This window comes from Stella humosa (genome assembly GCF_006738645.1).
Lineage (GTDB): Bacteria > Pseudomonadota > Alphaproteobacteria > ATCC43930 > Allostellaceae > Allostella > Allostella humosa.
The window spans coordinates 3,177,443-3,191,854 of the sequence record NZ_AP019700.1; the positions used below are offsets into that span (position 1 = coordinate 3,177,443).

13 protein-coding genes are annotated in these 14,412 nt (G+C 69.9%); 7 read left to right on the top strand and 6 right to left on the bottom strand.

Annotated features, from left to right (window positions below):
* The 5 genes from STVA_RS14920 to ggt are packed head-to-tail and all read right to left on the bottom strand — an operon-like array spanning position 1 to position 5,129.
* Entirely contained in the window at positions 1-816 is an 816-nt protein-coding gene (locus STVA_RS14920) for an ABC transporter permease (protein ID WP_123688699.1), read from the bottom strand.
* 17 nt (positions 817-833) lie between these two features.
* Positions 834-1,658, bottom strand: coding sequence for an ABC transporter ATP-binding protein (locus STVA_RS14925; RefSeq protein ID WP_123688700.1), 825 nt, complete (start codon positions 1,656-1,658; stop codon positions 834-836).
* Positions 1,637-2,389 (bottom strand): ABC transporter permease, encoded by a 753-nt coding sequence (locus STVA_RS14930; RefSeq protein ID WP_123688701.1) that lies wholly within the window; start codon positions 2,387-2,389, stop codon positions 1,637-1,639. Before STVA_RS14930 ends, STVA_RS14925 begins: the two co-directional genes overlap by 22 nt.
* A gap of 35 nt (positions 2,390-2,424) precedes the next feature.
* Entirely contained in the window at positions 2,425-3,417 is a 993-nt protein-coding gene (locus STVA_RS14935; protein WP_123688702.1) for an ABC transporter substrate-binding protein, read from the bottom strand.
* On the bottom strand, positions 3,414-5,129 hold the full coding sequence (ggt, locus tag STVA_RS14940) for a gamma-glutamyltransferase (protein ID WP_142235775.1): 1,716 nt from the start codon (positions 5,127-5,129) through the stop codon (positions 3,414-3,416). The genes STVA_RS14935 and ggt overlap by 4 nt, the downstream gene beginning before the upstream one ends.
* 53 nt (positions 5,130-5,182) lie before the next feature.
* Between ggt and STVA_RS14945 the strand changes: the two genes are divergently transcribed.
* Genes STVA_RS14945 through STVA_RS14955 form a run of 3 tightly spaced genes read left to right on the top strand, consistent with a single transcriptional unit; the run spans position 5,183 to position 7,187 of the window.
* Entirely contained in the window at positions 5,183-5,695 is a 513-nt protein-coding gene (locus STVA_RS14945) for a GNAT family N-acetyltransferase (RefSeq protein WP_123688704.1), read from the top strand.
* Positions 5,692-6,753 (top strand): DmpA family aminopeptidase, encoded by a 1,062-nt coding sequence (locus STVA_RS14950; RefSeq protein ID WP_123688705.1) that lies wholly within the window; start codon positions 5,692-5,694, stop codon positions 6,751-6,753. Before STVA_RS14945 ends, STVA_RS14950 begins: the two co-directional genes overlap by 4 nt.
* The gene (locus tag STVA_RS14955; RefSeq protein WP_197735641.1) at positions 6,738-7,187 is read left to right on the top strand and encodes a GNAT family N-acetyltransferase; all 450 of its coding nucleotides are present in this window, start codon (positions 6,738-6,740) and stop codon (positions 7,185-7,187) included. The genes STVA_RS14950 and STVA_RS14955 overlap by 16 nt, the downstream gene beginning before the upstream one ends.
* A gap of 11 nt (positions 7,188-7,198) precedes the next feature.
* Here STVA_RS14955 and STVA_RS14960 read toward each other — a convergent pair whose 3' ends face one another.
* Positions 7,199-7,660, bottom strand: a complete 462-nt coding sequence (locus tag STVA_RS14960) for a carboxymuconolactone decarboxylase family protein (protein ID WP_123688706.1) — start codon at positions 7,658-7,660, stop codon at positions 7,199-7,201.
* Positions 7,661-7,888: 228 nt separating this feature from the next.
* Between STVA_RS14960 and STVA_RS14965 the strand changes: the two genes are divergently transcribed.
* The 4 genes from STVA_RS14965 to cysN all read left to right on the top strand — a co-directional run bounded on the left by STVA_RS14965 (position 7,889) and on the right by cysN (position 14,399).
* A complete protein-coding gene (locus STVA_RS14965; RefSeq protein WP_170216352.1) occupies positions 7,889-8,914 on the top strand; it encodes a response regulator in 1,026 nt (341 codons plus the stop codon).
* A gap of 19 nt (positions 8,915-8,933) precedes the next feature.
* Positions 8,934-11,519: a sensor histidine kinase gene (locus tag STVA_RS14970; RefSeq protein ID WP_123688708.1), complete on the top strand. Its 2,586-nt coding sequence runs from the start codon at positions 8,934-8,936 to the stop codon at positions 11,517-11,519.
* Between the two features lie 157 nt (positions 11,520-11,676).
* Positions 11,677-12,528, top strand: coding sequence for a sulfate adenylyltransferase subunit CysD (gene cysD, locus STVA_RS14975; RefSeq protein WP_245978240.1), 852 nt, complete (start codon positions 11,677-11,679; stop codon positions 12,526-12,528).
* Positions 12,528-14,399, top strand: coding sequence for a sulfate adenylyltransferase subunit CysN (gene cysN / locus STVA_RS14980; RefSeq protein ID WP_123688710.1), 1,872 nt, complete (start codon positions 12,528-12,530; stop codon positions 14,397-14,399). The genes cysD and cysN overlap by 1 nt, the downstream gene beginning before the upstream one ends.
* Positions 14,400-14,412 lie beyond the last annotated feature (13 nt).

Consider the following 14,412-nt stretch of genomic DNA (forward strand, 5'->3'; position numbering starts at 1 on the left):
TCAGGCGACGGCCGGCGTGGCCGCGGTCGGCCGGCGGGCGGCCACGGACATCGTGCGGCCCTGGCGGCCGGCCGTCTGCCAGACCAGCGTGCGCCGCTCGACGAAGCGCGCCAGCAGGTCGAACAGGACCGACAGGACCAGGATCAGCAGGACGGCCGCGAACACGCGCGGGCTGTCGAGGATGGTGCGGTAGCGGCTGACGAGGTAGCCGATGCCGGCTGCCGAGGTCAGCATCTCGGACACCACGACGCCGATGATGGTCAAGGCGCCACCCAGGCGCAGGCCAGCCAGCACGGTCGGGATCGAAGCCGGGATGATGACGCGGGTGATCTGCTGCCAGATGGTGGCGCCCATGCTCCGCGCGGCCAGCAGCAGTTGCGGGTCGATGGTGCGGATGCCGGCCGCGGTCGACAGCATGACCGGGAAGAAGCCGTAGATGCCGGCGAATGCGATCTTCGATTCCGAGCCGATGCCGAACCAGGCGGTGAAGATCGGATAAAGGATGACGATCGGCACCGCATAGAGGCTGGAGAAGACCGGCAGCAGCAGGTTGCGCAGGACCGCGATGCCGCCCACCAGCGCCCCCACGAAGATCCCGACGCCACACGCGATCAGCATGGCGAAGCCGACCTCGTAGAGCGTCACCAGCAGGTTCTGGCCATACTCGACCCGGCCCTGCCAGAGGACCGTCAGCGTCTTCGACAGGGCCGGCAGGAACAGCTCCGGCACCAGGCCGGTACCGGGCACGAACTCCCAGGCCAGGAGCAGCACGACGAGGATCAGCCAGCGGACGGTGGCGGGGGCGGGTCGGCGCATCGGTGGTCCCTTCCCGCTCAGTCCGGCTTGCGGATCTGCTGCCAGATGCGCTCGCGCAGGCGGCCGAAGCGGTCGGTCGCCATCATCTCGTAGGTGCGCGGGCGCGGCAGGTCGACCTCGATCCGGTCGATGATGCGGCCGGGCCGGGCCGACATCACCAGCACCTCGTCGGCCAGGTAGACCGCCTCGGTCAGGCTGTGGGTGATAAAGACCACGGTCTTGCTGGTCTGCGACCAGATGCGCAGCAGCTCGTGGCCCATCGTCATGCGCGTCTGCTCGTCGAGTGCGGCGAACGGCTCGTCCATCAGCAGCACCGGCGGGTCCTGCACCAGGCCGCGGGCGATCGACACGCGCTGCTTCATGCCGCCCGAAAGCTCGTGCGGGTAGCGGCCGGCGAAGCCGTCGAGGCCGACCAGCTTCAGCATGCTCTCGGCCCGCCGCCGCCGCTCGGCCGCCGGGACATGGCGCAGGGCCAGCGGGAACTCGATGTTCTCGATCGCGGTCTGCCAGGGGAAGAGGCTCGCCTCCTGGAAGACGACGCCGACGCGCTCGGGGTCAGGGTCGAGGATCGGCCGGCCGGCGCACAGGATGGTGCCCTCGGTCTGTCGCCGCAGCCCGGCCATCATCATCAGCAGCGAGGTCTTGCCGCAGCCGCTGGGGCCGACGATGACCGTGAAGCGGCCGGCGCCGACCGACAGGTCGATATCCTCCAGCGCCGGCACCTGGCCGTCGCGGCCGGAATAAACGTGGCTGACGCCCGCGACCTCGACGGACGCGCCGGCACCGCCGACCCGCCCTGGAACTGCGCCGGTCACGCCGCTCATGTTCGCCACGTGCTGCATCGGGTCTCCAGCCAGCGGATGGTTTCATTGAACAGGATGGCCACGACCGCCAGCAGGATCACGCCGGCGAATAGCTGGCGCATCTGGAAGTTCTCGCCCCAGTTGGCGATCATGTGGCCGATCCCGGTGCGGGACGCATACATCTCGGCGATCATCACCGCCGTGAAGTTGAAGATCATGGCGATCCTGAGCGTCTCCAGCAGGATCGGCACCATGCTGGGCACATAGACCCGGAACAGGATCTGCCGGCGCGTGGCGCCATAGGACCGGGCCACCAGCACATGCTCGGGCTTCACCGACTCCACCGCCGCCGACGCGCTCATGATGACGATGAAGAGGGTCGAGAAGACGGCGTAGGCGACCTTCTGGTGGAAGCCGATGCCCAGCACCAGGATGAACATCGGCAGGAAGATCGATTTCGGCACGCTGAAGACATAGAAGAGCATCGGCTTGAAGATCTCGCCGAAATACTCGCTCTCGGCCACCGCCACGCCGATCACCGCCCCCAGCGGCACGGCGATGACGAAGGCGACGACGACCTCGGCCGCCGTCACCATCATCGCCTCCTGCACGTTGGCGCGGCCTACGAGCTGGCCCAGCATGGCCAGCACGTCGCTCAACGGCGGCAGCAGCCGGGCGTTGAGGATGCCCAGGCGCGGCAGCACCTCCCAGGCGCAAACGAACGCCAGGAAGAGTGCCAGCCGCACCAGCACGGTCGTCAGGCGGTTCACCCGCGCCCCCGATCGCTACGAAGCCAGGAGATGGTTCAGGGCTTCGTCGGCACCGCCTTGAAGGTGGTGACGTAGCTGTCCTCGACCGGCGCCAGGTCGGTCATGCCGATCAGCTTGGCCATGTCCATGGCGCGGACCATCCATTCCTTCTGGATGTCGCCGTCGGCCGACAGCTTCTTGATGTTGCCGTCCAGTTCCAGCTCGGCGATCTCGGGCGGGATCTCGTCGATCTCGGCGATCAGCTTCACCGCCTCCTGGCGGTTCTTCGGGTCGGACAGGAAGGCGACGGCGCCATAGAGCGCGTTCACCGTCTTCTGCACGACCTGCGGCTTCTCCTTGATGATCTTGTCCGATGCGATCCAGGCCGAGGTCAGGTGCGGCGGCACCGCCGCGCCGTAGTCGATGAGGCTGCGGACCTCCTTCGACTTCATGAACTGGAAGGTCAGCGGCGAATAGAGCACGACCGCGTCGACATTGCCCGACAGCAGGTTCGGCACCAGCCCGCCGCCGCCCAGCGGCACGCGCGTGAACTTCAGCTTGCGGTCCTGCAAGGTCCACAGCGCCAGCATGTCGGAGCCCGACCCGGCCGAAGTGATACCGACCTTCTTGCCTTCCAGCTCGGAGGCGTTGGTGATCTTGGAGTCCTGACGCACCACGAGGTGCCAGCCGTAATAGCCGAGCGCCCCGCCGGCCACGCCGCGGGACATGACACCCTTCTTCTGCCCGGCCGAGATGAACGAGGCGGAGTTCAGGATGACGTCGGCGGCGCCGGCGGCCAGCGCCTCGAAGCACTCGGCACCACCGCGATAGACGGTCAGCTCGGCCTTGATGCCTTCCTTCTGGAAAAGCTTCTGGCGCAGCGCCGTCTCGGCCACGATGGTCGGCCAGTAGGTCTTGGTCGGCAGGCCGATTCGCACCGTGTCCTGCGCCTGGGCGGGGACCGCCATGGCCAGTGTGGACAGCGTGGCGGCGGCGATGAAGGCACGGCGCGTGGCGCGCCACGCGCGGCTGGATGCTGGAATCGTCATTGGTTTTGTTTCCTCCCGGCGCGGGACTCTAGGCAGCCGGCCGGCAGGTGACAACGACGATCCGAGGCAGTTTGCATTATTGTATGACTGACTGCTGATTTCTTAGGCAGGTCAGGCCCGGGCCACCCCACCGCCGCCCGCGGGTCCGCGCCGCCCCGCGCGACCCCGCCTTCGATGACGATGGCATGCGCGCGCGACTGCTGCGGGTCGTAGCTGATCGGGCTGTGGCGCACCTTGTGGCCCATGGCGACCAGCTCGCGCACCGTCGCCGCCTCGATCCGTGCCTCGGCCAGGATCGGCCCGCCCTCGCAATGGATGCGCGGCGCCGACACGGCCTCCACCGGCGACATGCCGAAATCGACGACGTTGAGGATGGTCTGCAGGACCGAGCTGATGATGACGCTGCCGCCCGGCGCCCCCACCACCAGGAAGGGCTGGCCGTCGCGCAGCAGGATCGTCGGCACCATGCCGGTCGTGCGCGCCTTGCCGGGCGCCAGCGAATTGGGCCGGCCGGGCACCGGGTCGGCCAGCTTCATCGAGTTGTTCCAGACGAAGCCCAGCCCCGGCGTCACCACCCCAGCCCCCGTGCCCAGCGTGTGGGTCAGCGACACGGCGTTGCCGGCCTCGTCATGGACCGACAGGTGCGTCGTGCAGGATGGCGGTGCGGCGGGTGCAGGCGCCGGGAACTCGCCACCGCGGATGCGGCCCGCCCATTCGGCCGCGCGCTCGGCCCCCGTCAGCATCTCGACCGGCACGTCGGCGAAGTCCGGGTCGCCCAGCCATTCCTCGCGGTCCAGGTGCGCGGCCGCCATGGCACGGGCGACCAGGTCGAGATGATGGGGCGAGCCATGCTCGAAGCCGCCCAGCGGGAAATGCTCCAGGATGTGCAGCATCTGGATCAGCGACACGCCGCTGCCGGGCGGCGGGTTCGACAGCACGCGGAAGCCGCGATAGCGACCCTCGACCGGCGCGCCGTGGCGGACGGCATAGCCGGCCAGGTCTTCGGCCGTGACATAGGCGCCGTTGGCGGCCAGGTCGACCGCCATCCGGGCCGCCATCTCGCCGCGATAGAAGAGATCGGCCCCACCCTCTGCCAGCGCCTCCAGCGTGGTGGCCAGGTCGGGGTTGCGCAGCACCTCCCCCACCCGCCACAGCCGGCCCTCGGGATGCAGGAAGATGCTGGCCGACGCCGCGCTGGCACGAATGCGCCGCAGCCCGTCGGCCACGCCCGGCATCGGCGGTCGGGCCCAGAAGTCATGGACGAAGGGCGTCACCTCCAGACCGTCGCGGGCCATGGCCGCGGCCGGGCGGACGAGTTCGGCCCAGGGGCGCGAGCAAAGCCGGCGATGGGCCTCCCACAGCCCGGCGACGGTACCGGGTGTCATGATCGCGCGGTAGCCGATGTCGCTGCGCAGGTCGTCGAAGATGGTGTAGCCCGATACCTCGGTGCGGCCGCGCATGTCGGCCGTCCACATGTCCGGCCACACACCCGATCCGGCGCGGGTGTGGAAGTCGATCATGCCCGACGCGCCATCCTCGGCACGGAAGAACTGCAGCGTGCCCATGCCACCCAGCCCGCACATGAAGGGGTCGGCCACCATCTGCGCGAAGGCCGTCGCTATGGCGGCGTCGAAGGCCGTGCCGCCCCGGCGCAGGACATCGGCCCCGACATCGGCTGCCCGCGGCTGCGGGCAAACAACGATCCCTTTCATCGGCCCCTCCGGTCGTGTCTATTCCGCCATCCGGTATATTCCCTGGCGAGCCGATGCCCCAGCCCGAACTCCTCACTTCCCGCCTGCGCCTGCGCATCCGAACCCTGGCCGACGTCGAGCCGATGGTGGCGATGGACACCGACCCGGAAGTGCGCCGCTTCCTGGGCCCGGTCGATCCCGATGAACACCGCGCCCAGGTGACGGCCCACATCACCGACGGCGAACCCGATTTCTGGGCGATCGAGCGGCGCGAGCGGCCGGGCCTGATCGGGCTCGCCACCATCCGCCCACGGCCGGACGGACTGGGCAACCAGGTGACCTGGCGGCTGGCGCGCGAGGCGTGGGGCGAGGGCCTCGCCACCGAAGCCGCCGCTGCCTTGGTTCGCCACGCCGAAGCGACACCCGGCTATGGCCCGCTCGTCGCCATCATCGACCCCGGCAACGCCGCCTCGATCGCGGTTGCCCGCCGGATCGGGATGGTGCCGATCGGCGAGGGGGTCTTCTATGGCGGCCCCCGCATCCTCTATGGCTTCGCCCCCACCGCTGCTACGGACCAGTCCCCATGACCGCCCGCGCCCGCCTCCGCGACCTCGGCATCGTCGTCGGCCGCCTGCCGACCGGCCGCCACAATGCCATCACCGACGTGGCCGGCGTGCGCGTCGGCCATGCCACCGTGATCGCCGACGCACCGGCGCAGGCGCGCAGCGGCGTCACCGTCGTCCTGCCGACATCCGACGAGCCCTATCGCAACCAGGTCTTCGCCGGCTTCCACCGCTTCAACGGCTTCGGCGAGATGACCGGCGTCCACTGGGTCGAGGAATCGGGCATCCTCGCCTCGCCCATCGCCATCACCTCGACCTATTCGGTCGGCGTCATGCGCGACGCCTTGATCCTGGACCGCTTCGTCCATGCCCCGCATGCGACGGGGGTGCAGCCGCTGGTGGCGGAGACGAGCGACGCCTGGCTCAGCGACGGCTCGCGCCCCCTGGTGACCGCCGACCACCTGCATGCCGCCATGGCCGCGGCGAAGTCCGGCCCGGTGGCGGAAGGCAATGTCGGCGGCGGCACCGGCATGATCTGCCACGAATTCAAGGGCGGCATCGGCACGTCCTCGCGCCGGGTCGAGACGCCGTCCGGCGGCTTCATGGTGGGCGCGCTGGTGCAGGCCAACTATGGCAAGCGGGTGGAGCTGACGGTGGCCGGCGTGCCGGTCGGTCGCACGCTGACCCGCGCCGTCGTGCCGCTGCCGCGCGACGAGGACGGGTCCATCATCATCATCGTGGCGACCGACGCGCCGCTGCTGCCGCCGCAGTGCACGCGCCTGGCCCAGCGCGCCACGGTCGGCCTCGGCCGCGTCGGCGGCACCGGGTCGAACGGTAGCGGGGACCTGTTCCTGGCCTTCTCCACCGGCAACCGCGTGCCGTCCCAGCCGGAGCGCCCGGTCGAGGGCCTGCGCATGCTGCCCAACGCCCACATGACCCAGCTCTTCACCGGCGTGGCGGAGGCCGTCGAGGAGGCGATCATCAACGCCATGTGCATGGCCGAGACGATGACCGGCCAGCAGGGCCGCGTCGTCCACGCCCTGCCGCTCGACCGCCTGGTGGAGCTGTGCCGCGCGCGCTGACCGCCGTCCGCACCGGCGCGGCAGCCGACGCCGACGCGCTGACGGCGATCTTCCTGGCCGCCCGCGCCGGCATGACCTACCTGCCCGCCCTGCATACCGACGCCGAGACGCGCTGGTGGATGGAGCACGTCGTGCTGGGCGGCTCGCGCGTGCTGGTCGCCACCAGCGACGGCCAGCCGGCCGGCTTCGCCGCCATCGGTCCCGGCACGCTCAAGCATCTCTACGTCCGCCCCGACGCGCAGAGGGCGGGCCTGGGCAGCGCCCTGCTGGAGGCGGCGCAGGCGACCGAGCCCAGTCTCGTCCTGCACGTCTTCGCGCAGAACGCGGCGGCCATCCGCCTCTATCGCCGCCACGGCTTTGCCGTCACCGGCGGCAGCGACGGGTCCGGCAACGAAGAAGGGTTGCCGGACCTGGAGATGACCTGGAGACCGTGATTTCGGACGGTTCAGCCGGTCGCGCGCGCCGGCCCCACCGGATGGATGCTGCGGAAACCCACGGCTAGGCGGTTCCAGCCATTGATCGCGATGATCAGCAGCGTCAGCTCGACCTGCTCGGCCTCGGAGAAATTCGCCTTCAGCAGCTCGTAGTCGGCATCGGGTGCGCCGGTCCGGGCGAGTAGGGTCAGCGCCTCGGTCCAGGCCAGGGCCGCGCGCTCGCGCGCATCGAACAGCGGTGATTCGCGCCACGCACTCAGCAGATAGAGCCGCTGCTCCGTCTCGCCGCGGCGGCGGGCGTCGGCCGTATGCATGTTCAGGCAATAGGCGCAGCCGTTGATCTGCGACGCCCGGATCTTCACCAGTTCGACCAGCAGCGGCTCGAAGCCGAATCCCTGCACCTTGGCCTCGAGGTCGCGCATGGCCTGGACAGCGGCGGGGGCGGCTTTGAAGTAGTTCAGCCTGGGCTGCATCGTTGCGTCTCCGTTCATATCGGAAGGGGTTCCGCGTACAGGACGAGCCGGCATCAGCATTCGTGACATCGAGAGGGGGAATCGCCGCCAGATTGGGTTCAATCTGGCCGGACACAACCAGATCTGTGTCGGTTGCGCCGCAACATGCGGGCCTCATATGTAGATTCTGCGTTATGCATGGCGTTGGGTTATGATGACGCCTCAGAAGCCGAACGACGGGAGCGCGCGTTGAGCTTTCCAGACGCCGCCTTGAGCGAGCTATCCGACCGCGGCCCCGACCGGGCGCCGGAGAACGGCCCGGGCGCCGATGCCCAGGGCGGCGGTGGCATGCCGGAAACGACGACGTCGGTACCGGTCTTGCTGCTCGACGACGACGCGCAGATCCTGCGCGAGTACGTCGACATGCTGGAATCGATCGGCATCCAGAGCCATTCGGCCACCAGTGCCGTGCGCGGCCTGGCGATGCTGGAGGACCATCCCGAAATCGGGCTGGTCGTGGCCGACATCCGCATGCCCGAGATGGACGGGCTGCGGTTCGCCTCGATCGTGCGGCAGATGAAGCGCACCGGCCCCTCCCCGCAATTCATCTTCATCACCGGCTATGGCGAGATCAGCGCTGCATTGGCGGCACTCCGCCTGGAGGCTTCGGACTTCCTCCTGAAGCCGGTGCGCCGCTCGGACTTCCTGTCGGCCGTGCGCCGTGCCGTCCAGCGGGTCGAGGCCGACCGCGCCATCAGTTCGATCCAGTCGCTGCTGCCGATCGTCGCCCGTTGGCAGGCGACCGCCGCCTCGACCCAGCGCCAGGCCCTGGTAGGCGTGCCGCAGTTGGAGGAGCCGGGGCCGATCCCGCCGACGCCGGCCCCGACGGGCCCCGCCGACAACTCGCCCGAGCGCATGGCCGAGATGAAGTCCCGCGTGGTCCAGGTCATCCAGTCGCGCCAGGCGCGCGACCGCCACTTCCCGCAGCACCTGTTCGCCGATCCCGCCTGGGACATGCTGCTGGACCTGACGCTGGCCAAGCTGTCGAGCAAGGAGATATCCGTCTCGTCCGTCTGCCTGGCCGCCGGCGTGCCGCAATCGACCGCGCTGCGCCGCCTCCAGGACCTCGAGCGTTCCGGACTGGTACGTCGCCGCCGCGACCGCGACGACCGCCGCCGCATCTTCGTGGAGCTGACCGAAGACGCGATGCAGCGCATCCTGCGCTATCTGGGCGTCATCAGCATGTCGCCGCCGCGCGAACAGAAGGGCGCCTGACCGCCCCCTGCCCGCCAAAGTGATCTTTCCGCGCGAACGGCGGGCGCTCGCCCTCGACCTGCTTCTGGGCGTGCTGACCGGCATCCTGGGCTACGGGCTCAATCGCCTGCCCCTGGCGATCGGCTGGGGGGTGGAGTTCCATGTCGGGGCGTTCCTGCCCTTCCTGCTGCTGCCGCGCTCGGTCGCCGGGGCCACGGTCGCGGGCGCCATCGCGCCGCTCCATCTGCTGCTGGTGTGGAACCACCCCTTCGCCTGGGCGGTGACGGCGCTGGAGATCCCAGCCGTGGCACTGCTGCGGCGGCGCGTCGGCACCGATCTCGTCACCGCCGACGCAGCCTATTGGGCGGTGATCGGCCTGCCCGCCGCCATCGCCGGATATCACCTGCTGTCGGGGCTACAGGCCGTGCCGGCGGTGCTGGCCGGGTTGCAGCAGGGGCTGGGCAGCTTCTTCTCGGTCAGCCTCGCCTGCGTCGCCGGGATGCTGGTGCAGTTGGGCCATCCCCGGCCGGGCGACACGCCGGCGATCCCGCTGCGCGCCGCCATCAGCGCCATCGTCTCGGTGGTGGCGATATCGACCGGCATCATGATCCTGGGCGTCGACGCCCGCCTCTATTGGCGCACGCTGGTGGAGGAGCGCGCCGCAGGCATCGTCCATATCCGCGACCGCGCCGACACGATCCTCCAGCGCCTCCGCGACGACGCGCAGATGATGACCCAGGCCATGGTGGCCGCCGCCCCGGCCGACGGGCCTGTGTCCGGGGTTGCCAGCGAGGCCACGCGGCTGCTGGCGGGCATCACCCTGCGCGACGAGCAAGGCAACCCGATCTGGTCCTGGACCGCGCCCGCATCCGGCGCCGCTGCCCCGACCATCTCCATTTCGATTCCGGTCGACCGCGCGGGCCAGCGCGCCACCGCCATTGCCACCATTGCCCCGCGGGCGATCGCCGAACGCCTCGACCGGCCGGGCATGAGTGGGTCCGCGCTGATCCTGCGGGATTCCTCGGGCACCGCCCACGCCGACCCCTCGGGCCTGGCGACCCGGCTGGGCGACCTGGACGCCCATTGCCTGCAGCCGACGACCGACCGGTCGGCCGGGCCGGAGGCACCAGATTTACGGCCGCTGGTGGCGCCGGTCCTGAGCTGGTCGGCGCCGCTCTTCTGCGCCAGCGGCCCGGCGACCGCCTTTCCTGGCCTGTCGCTGACCGCCGCGACCGCCGTCACCGAGATCGTCGAGCGCCACCACCGGGCGGTGCTCGATACCATGCTGCTGGTTGTCGGCATCTGCGGCCTGGGCGTGTTGGCGGCGGGCGTCCTGTCGGCCGCGACGGCCCGGCGGATCGAGGTGATGCGCGAGGCGCTGGCCGCCGGCCCCGGCTTCCGCTTCGCCCCGCGCACCCAGTCGGGCATCGCCGAGATCCGCCTGCTCGAGGCCGACATCGTGCGCCTGTCGGAGGCGCTGGAGCGCGAAGCGGCCGAAGCCACGCTGATGCGCCGCCGGATGGAGACGATCGCCGCCCACACCCCGATCGTCATCTACATCCTCGACCTGTCGGGCGACGAGCCAGCGCCCTCCTTCGTCACCCGCTCGATCGAGCCGATCCTGGGGCACCCGCCTGACAGTGCGCTGACACCGGCCTGGTGGGCCGCAAACCTCCACCCGGAAGACGCCCCGCGGGTCCGCAGCGGGCTGGAGCAGTTGGCCAGCCATGGCAGCTTCAACGGCGAGTTCCGCCTGCGCGCGCCGGACGGCGCCTACCGCTGGGTCTACCAGGAATTGCGCGTGATCGACGGGCCGGACGGGCGTCCGCGCGAGGCCGTCGGCGTGATGATCGACATCACGCCGCGCAAGCACAGCGAGACTCGCCTGATCGAGACCGCCAACCTGGTGGCGCTGGGCGAGATGTCGGCCGCCGTCGCCCATGAGCTGACCCAGCCGCTCCACGTCATCGGCCTGGCGGCCGAGAACCTGCTGGACCAGGTGGCGACGACCGCGGTCGTGTCGGAACGCGCGGTGATCAAGCTGCGCGACATCGTCGAGCAGACCCACCGGGCCGCCGGCATCGTCCACCGCATGCGCCAGCTCGGCCGCAAGGAGGCGGAACCGCCCACGCCGATCCGCGTCGGCGACGCACTGGAAGCCGTCCTGCGGCCGCTGGAGCCCGAGCTGCGCGCCTTCGGCATCCTGCTCACCGTCGCCGGCGACGGGCTGGGGTGCCGGGTCGTCGGCCAGCCGGGGCTGCTGGAGCAGGTGGCGACCAACCTCGTCATCAACGCGCGCGACGCCATCTACCAGCGCCATGCCGAGGACCGGCCGAGCGCCGAAGGCGGCGACCGGATCGAGGTGCTGGCGAGCGAGCGGCCGGCCGAGCGCCGCGTGTCGATCCGCGTGCGCGACACCGGCACCGGCCTCGACCCCGCCATCCTGCGCCGCGCCTTCGAGCCCTTCTTCACGACCAAGGAGGTCGGCAAGGGCCTGGGCCTGGGCTTGGCCATCTGCCACGGCACGGTGCGCGACCTGGGCGGGCATATCGAGGCGCGCAACTGGCAGCATGGTGCCGAGTTCGAGGTGCTGCTGCCGCTGTTCGCCGATGGCGGGCGCGCCTGATCGCGGTGCAGGTCGCGCGCGCCGACACGGCTTTCCTGGATTGCCGGGCGAACTTGCCGCATAGAAGCAGCCGACAACGGGTTTTCAGGCGAGGTAGGACGTGACCATCGACCGGAGTTCGCATCTGCAGCGGCTCGAGGACGAGAGCATCCACATCATGCGCGAGGTGGCGGCGGAGTTCCGCAACCCGGTCATGCTCTATTCCATCGGCAAGGATTCGTCGGTGATGCTGCACCTGGCGATGAAGGCCTTCTATCCCGCCAAGCCGCCCTTCCCGCTGCTCCATGTCGACACGACGTGGAAGTTCCGCGAGATGATCCGCTTTCGCGACGAGACGGCAGCGCGCCTGGGCTTGCGCCTCATCGTCCACACCAACCCGGACGGGCTGGCCCGCAACGTCAACCCGTTCGAGCATGGCTCGTCCTACTACACCCACGTGATGAAGACCGAGGCCCTGAAGCAGGCGCTGACGGCGCACGGCTTCGATGCCGCCTTCGGCGGCGCCCGGCGCGACGAGGAGGCGAGCCGGGCCAAGGAGCGCATCTTCTCGTTCCGCTCGGCCGCCCATGGCTGGGACCCCAAGAACCAGCGGCCGGAACTCTGGCACCTCTACAACACCCGCATCGCGCCCGGCGAATCGATCCGCGTATTCCCGCTGTCCAACTGGACCGAGCTCGACATCTGGGAATACATCCTGGCCGAGGCGATCCCGATCGTGCCGCTCTATTTCGCCGCCCAGCGGCCGGTGGTCGAGCGCGACGGCATGCTGATCATGGCCGATGACGCGCGCCTGCCGCTGGAGCCGGGCCAGCAGCCGCAGTCGCGCCTGGTGCGCTTCCGCACGCTGGGCTGCTACCCGCTGACGGCCGCCAGCGAATCCTCGGCCGTCACCCTGGAGGAGATCGTGCAGGAAATCATGGCCGCGCGGCGCTCCGAGCGATCGGGCCGCCTGATCGACCATGACGAGCAGGCATCGATGGAACGCAAGAAGCGCGAGGGCTACTTCTGATGGCGCCCGTTCCGACGAAACCCGCCGCCGGGCGCGGGCTGCTGCGCTTCCTGACCTGCGGGTCGGTCGACGACGGCAAGTCGACCCTGATCGGCCGCCTGCTCTACGAGACGCAGGTGGTGTTCGACGACCATATCGACGCCGTCACGAGGGCCAGCCGGCGCCACGGCACGACCGGCGAGGATGTCGACCTGGCACTGCTGGTCGACGGGCTGGAGGCCGAGCGCGAGCAGGGCATCACTATCGACGTCGCCTATCGCTACTTCTCGACCGCCCGGCGCAAATTCATCGTCGCCGACACGCCGGGGCATGAGCAGTACACCCGCAACATGGCGACGGGGGCGTCGAACGCCGACCTGGCCGTGCTGCTGGTGGACGCGCGCAAGGGCGTGCTGACGCAGACCCGCCGGCACGCCTACATCGTCCACCTGCTGGGCATCCGGAACGTCGTGCTGGCGATCAACAAGATCGACCTGGTGGACTTCTCGCAGGCGCGGTTCGATCAGATTGTGGCGGACTTCACGGCGTTCGCCGCCGACCTCGGCTTCGCCGGCGTCGTCGCCATCCCGCTGTCGGCGCGCTACGGCGACAACCTGACCGAGCCCAGCCCGCGCACGCCCTGGTATGACGGCCCGACCCTGCTGGGTCATCTGGAGACGGTTCCGGTCGGCCAGGACATGGCGGCCCTGCCCTTCCGCATGCCGGTGCAATGGGTGAATCGGCCCGACCTCGATTTCCGCGGCCTGTCCGGCACGATCGCCGGGGGTCGCCTGCGCGCGGGCGACCCGGTGGTGGTGGCCTCGTCCGGCCAGGCGACGACGGTGGCGCGCATCGTCACCGCCGACGGCGACCTGGCCGAGGCGGACGCCGGCCAGGCGATCACGCTGACCTTCGCCGACGAGATCGACGCCTCGCGCGGCGACGTCATCGCCGCCCCCGGCGCCCGGCCCGAAGTATCCGACCAGTTCGCCGCCCACATCGTCTGGATGAACGAGGCGCCGCTGTTCCCCGGCCGGCCATACCTGCTGAAGGCCGGCACGCGGACGGTCACGGCGACCGTGTCGGAGATCAAGCACCGGGTCGACATCAACAACCTCAGCCACCTGGCGGCCAAGGAACTGCAGCTGAACGAGATCGGCTTCTGCAACCTGTCGCTGGCCGCCCCCATCGCCTTCGACCCCTACGAGGCCAACCGCGAGACTGGCGGCTTCATCCTGATCGACCGGCTCAGCAATGCGACGCTGGGCGCCGGCATGATCAGCTTCGGCCTGCGCCGGGCGACCAACATCCACTGGCAGGCACTCGACGTCGACAAGCAGGCACGCGCCGTCATCAAGGGGCAGAAGCCCGGCATCCTGTGGTTCACCGGCCTGTCGGGCGCTGGCAAGTCGACGGTCGCCAACCTGGTCGAGAAGAAGCTGCTGGCGGAGGGCCGGCACACCTATGTGCTGGATGGCGACAACGTCCGCCACGGCCTGAACCGCGACCTCGGCTTCACCGAGACCGACCGCATCGAGAACATCCGCCGCGTGGCCGAGACGGCCAAACTGTTCGTCGATGCCGGGCTGATCGTGCTGGTGTCCTTCATCTCGCCCTTCCGTTCGGAACGGCGGATGGCCCGCGATCTGGTCGAGGCGGGCGAGTTCATCGAGATCTTCGTCGACACGCCCATCGCCGAGTGCCGCAAGCGCGACCCCAAGGGCCTCTATGCCAAGGCGGACCTGGGCCAGATCAAGAACTTCACCGGCATCGACAGCCCGTACGAGGCGCCGGAGAATCCCGAGGTGCGCATCGACACGACCGGCCGCTCGCCCGAGCGCAGCGCCGAGGAGGTGGTCGACTACCTGCGGGCGCGGGGCTTGGTTGCCTGAGGCCTTCCTGCCG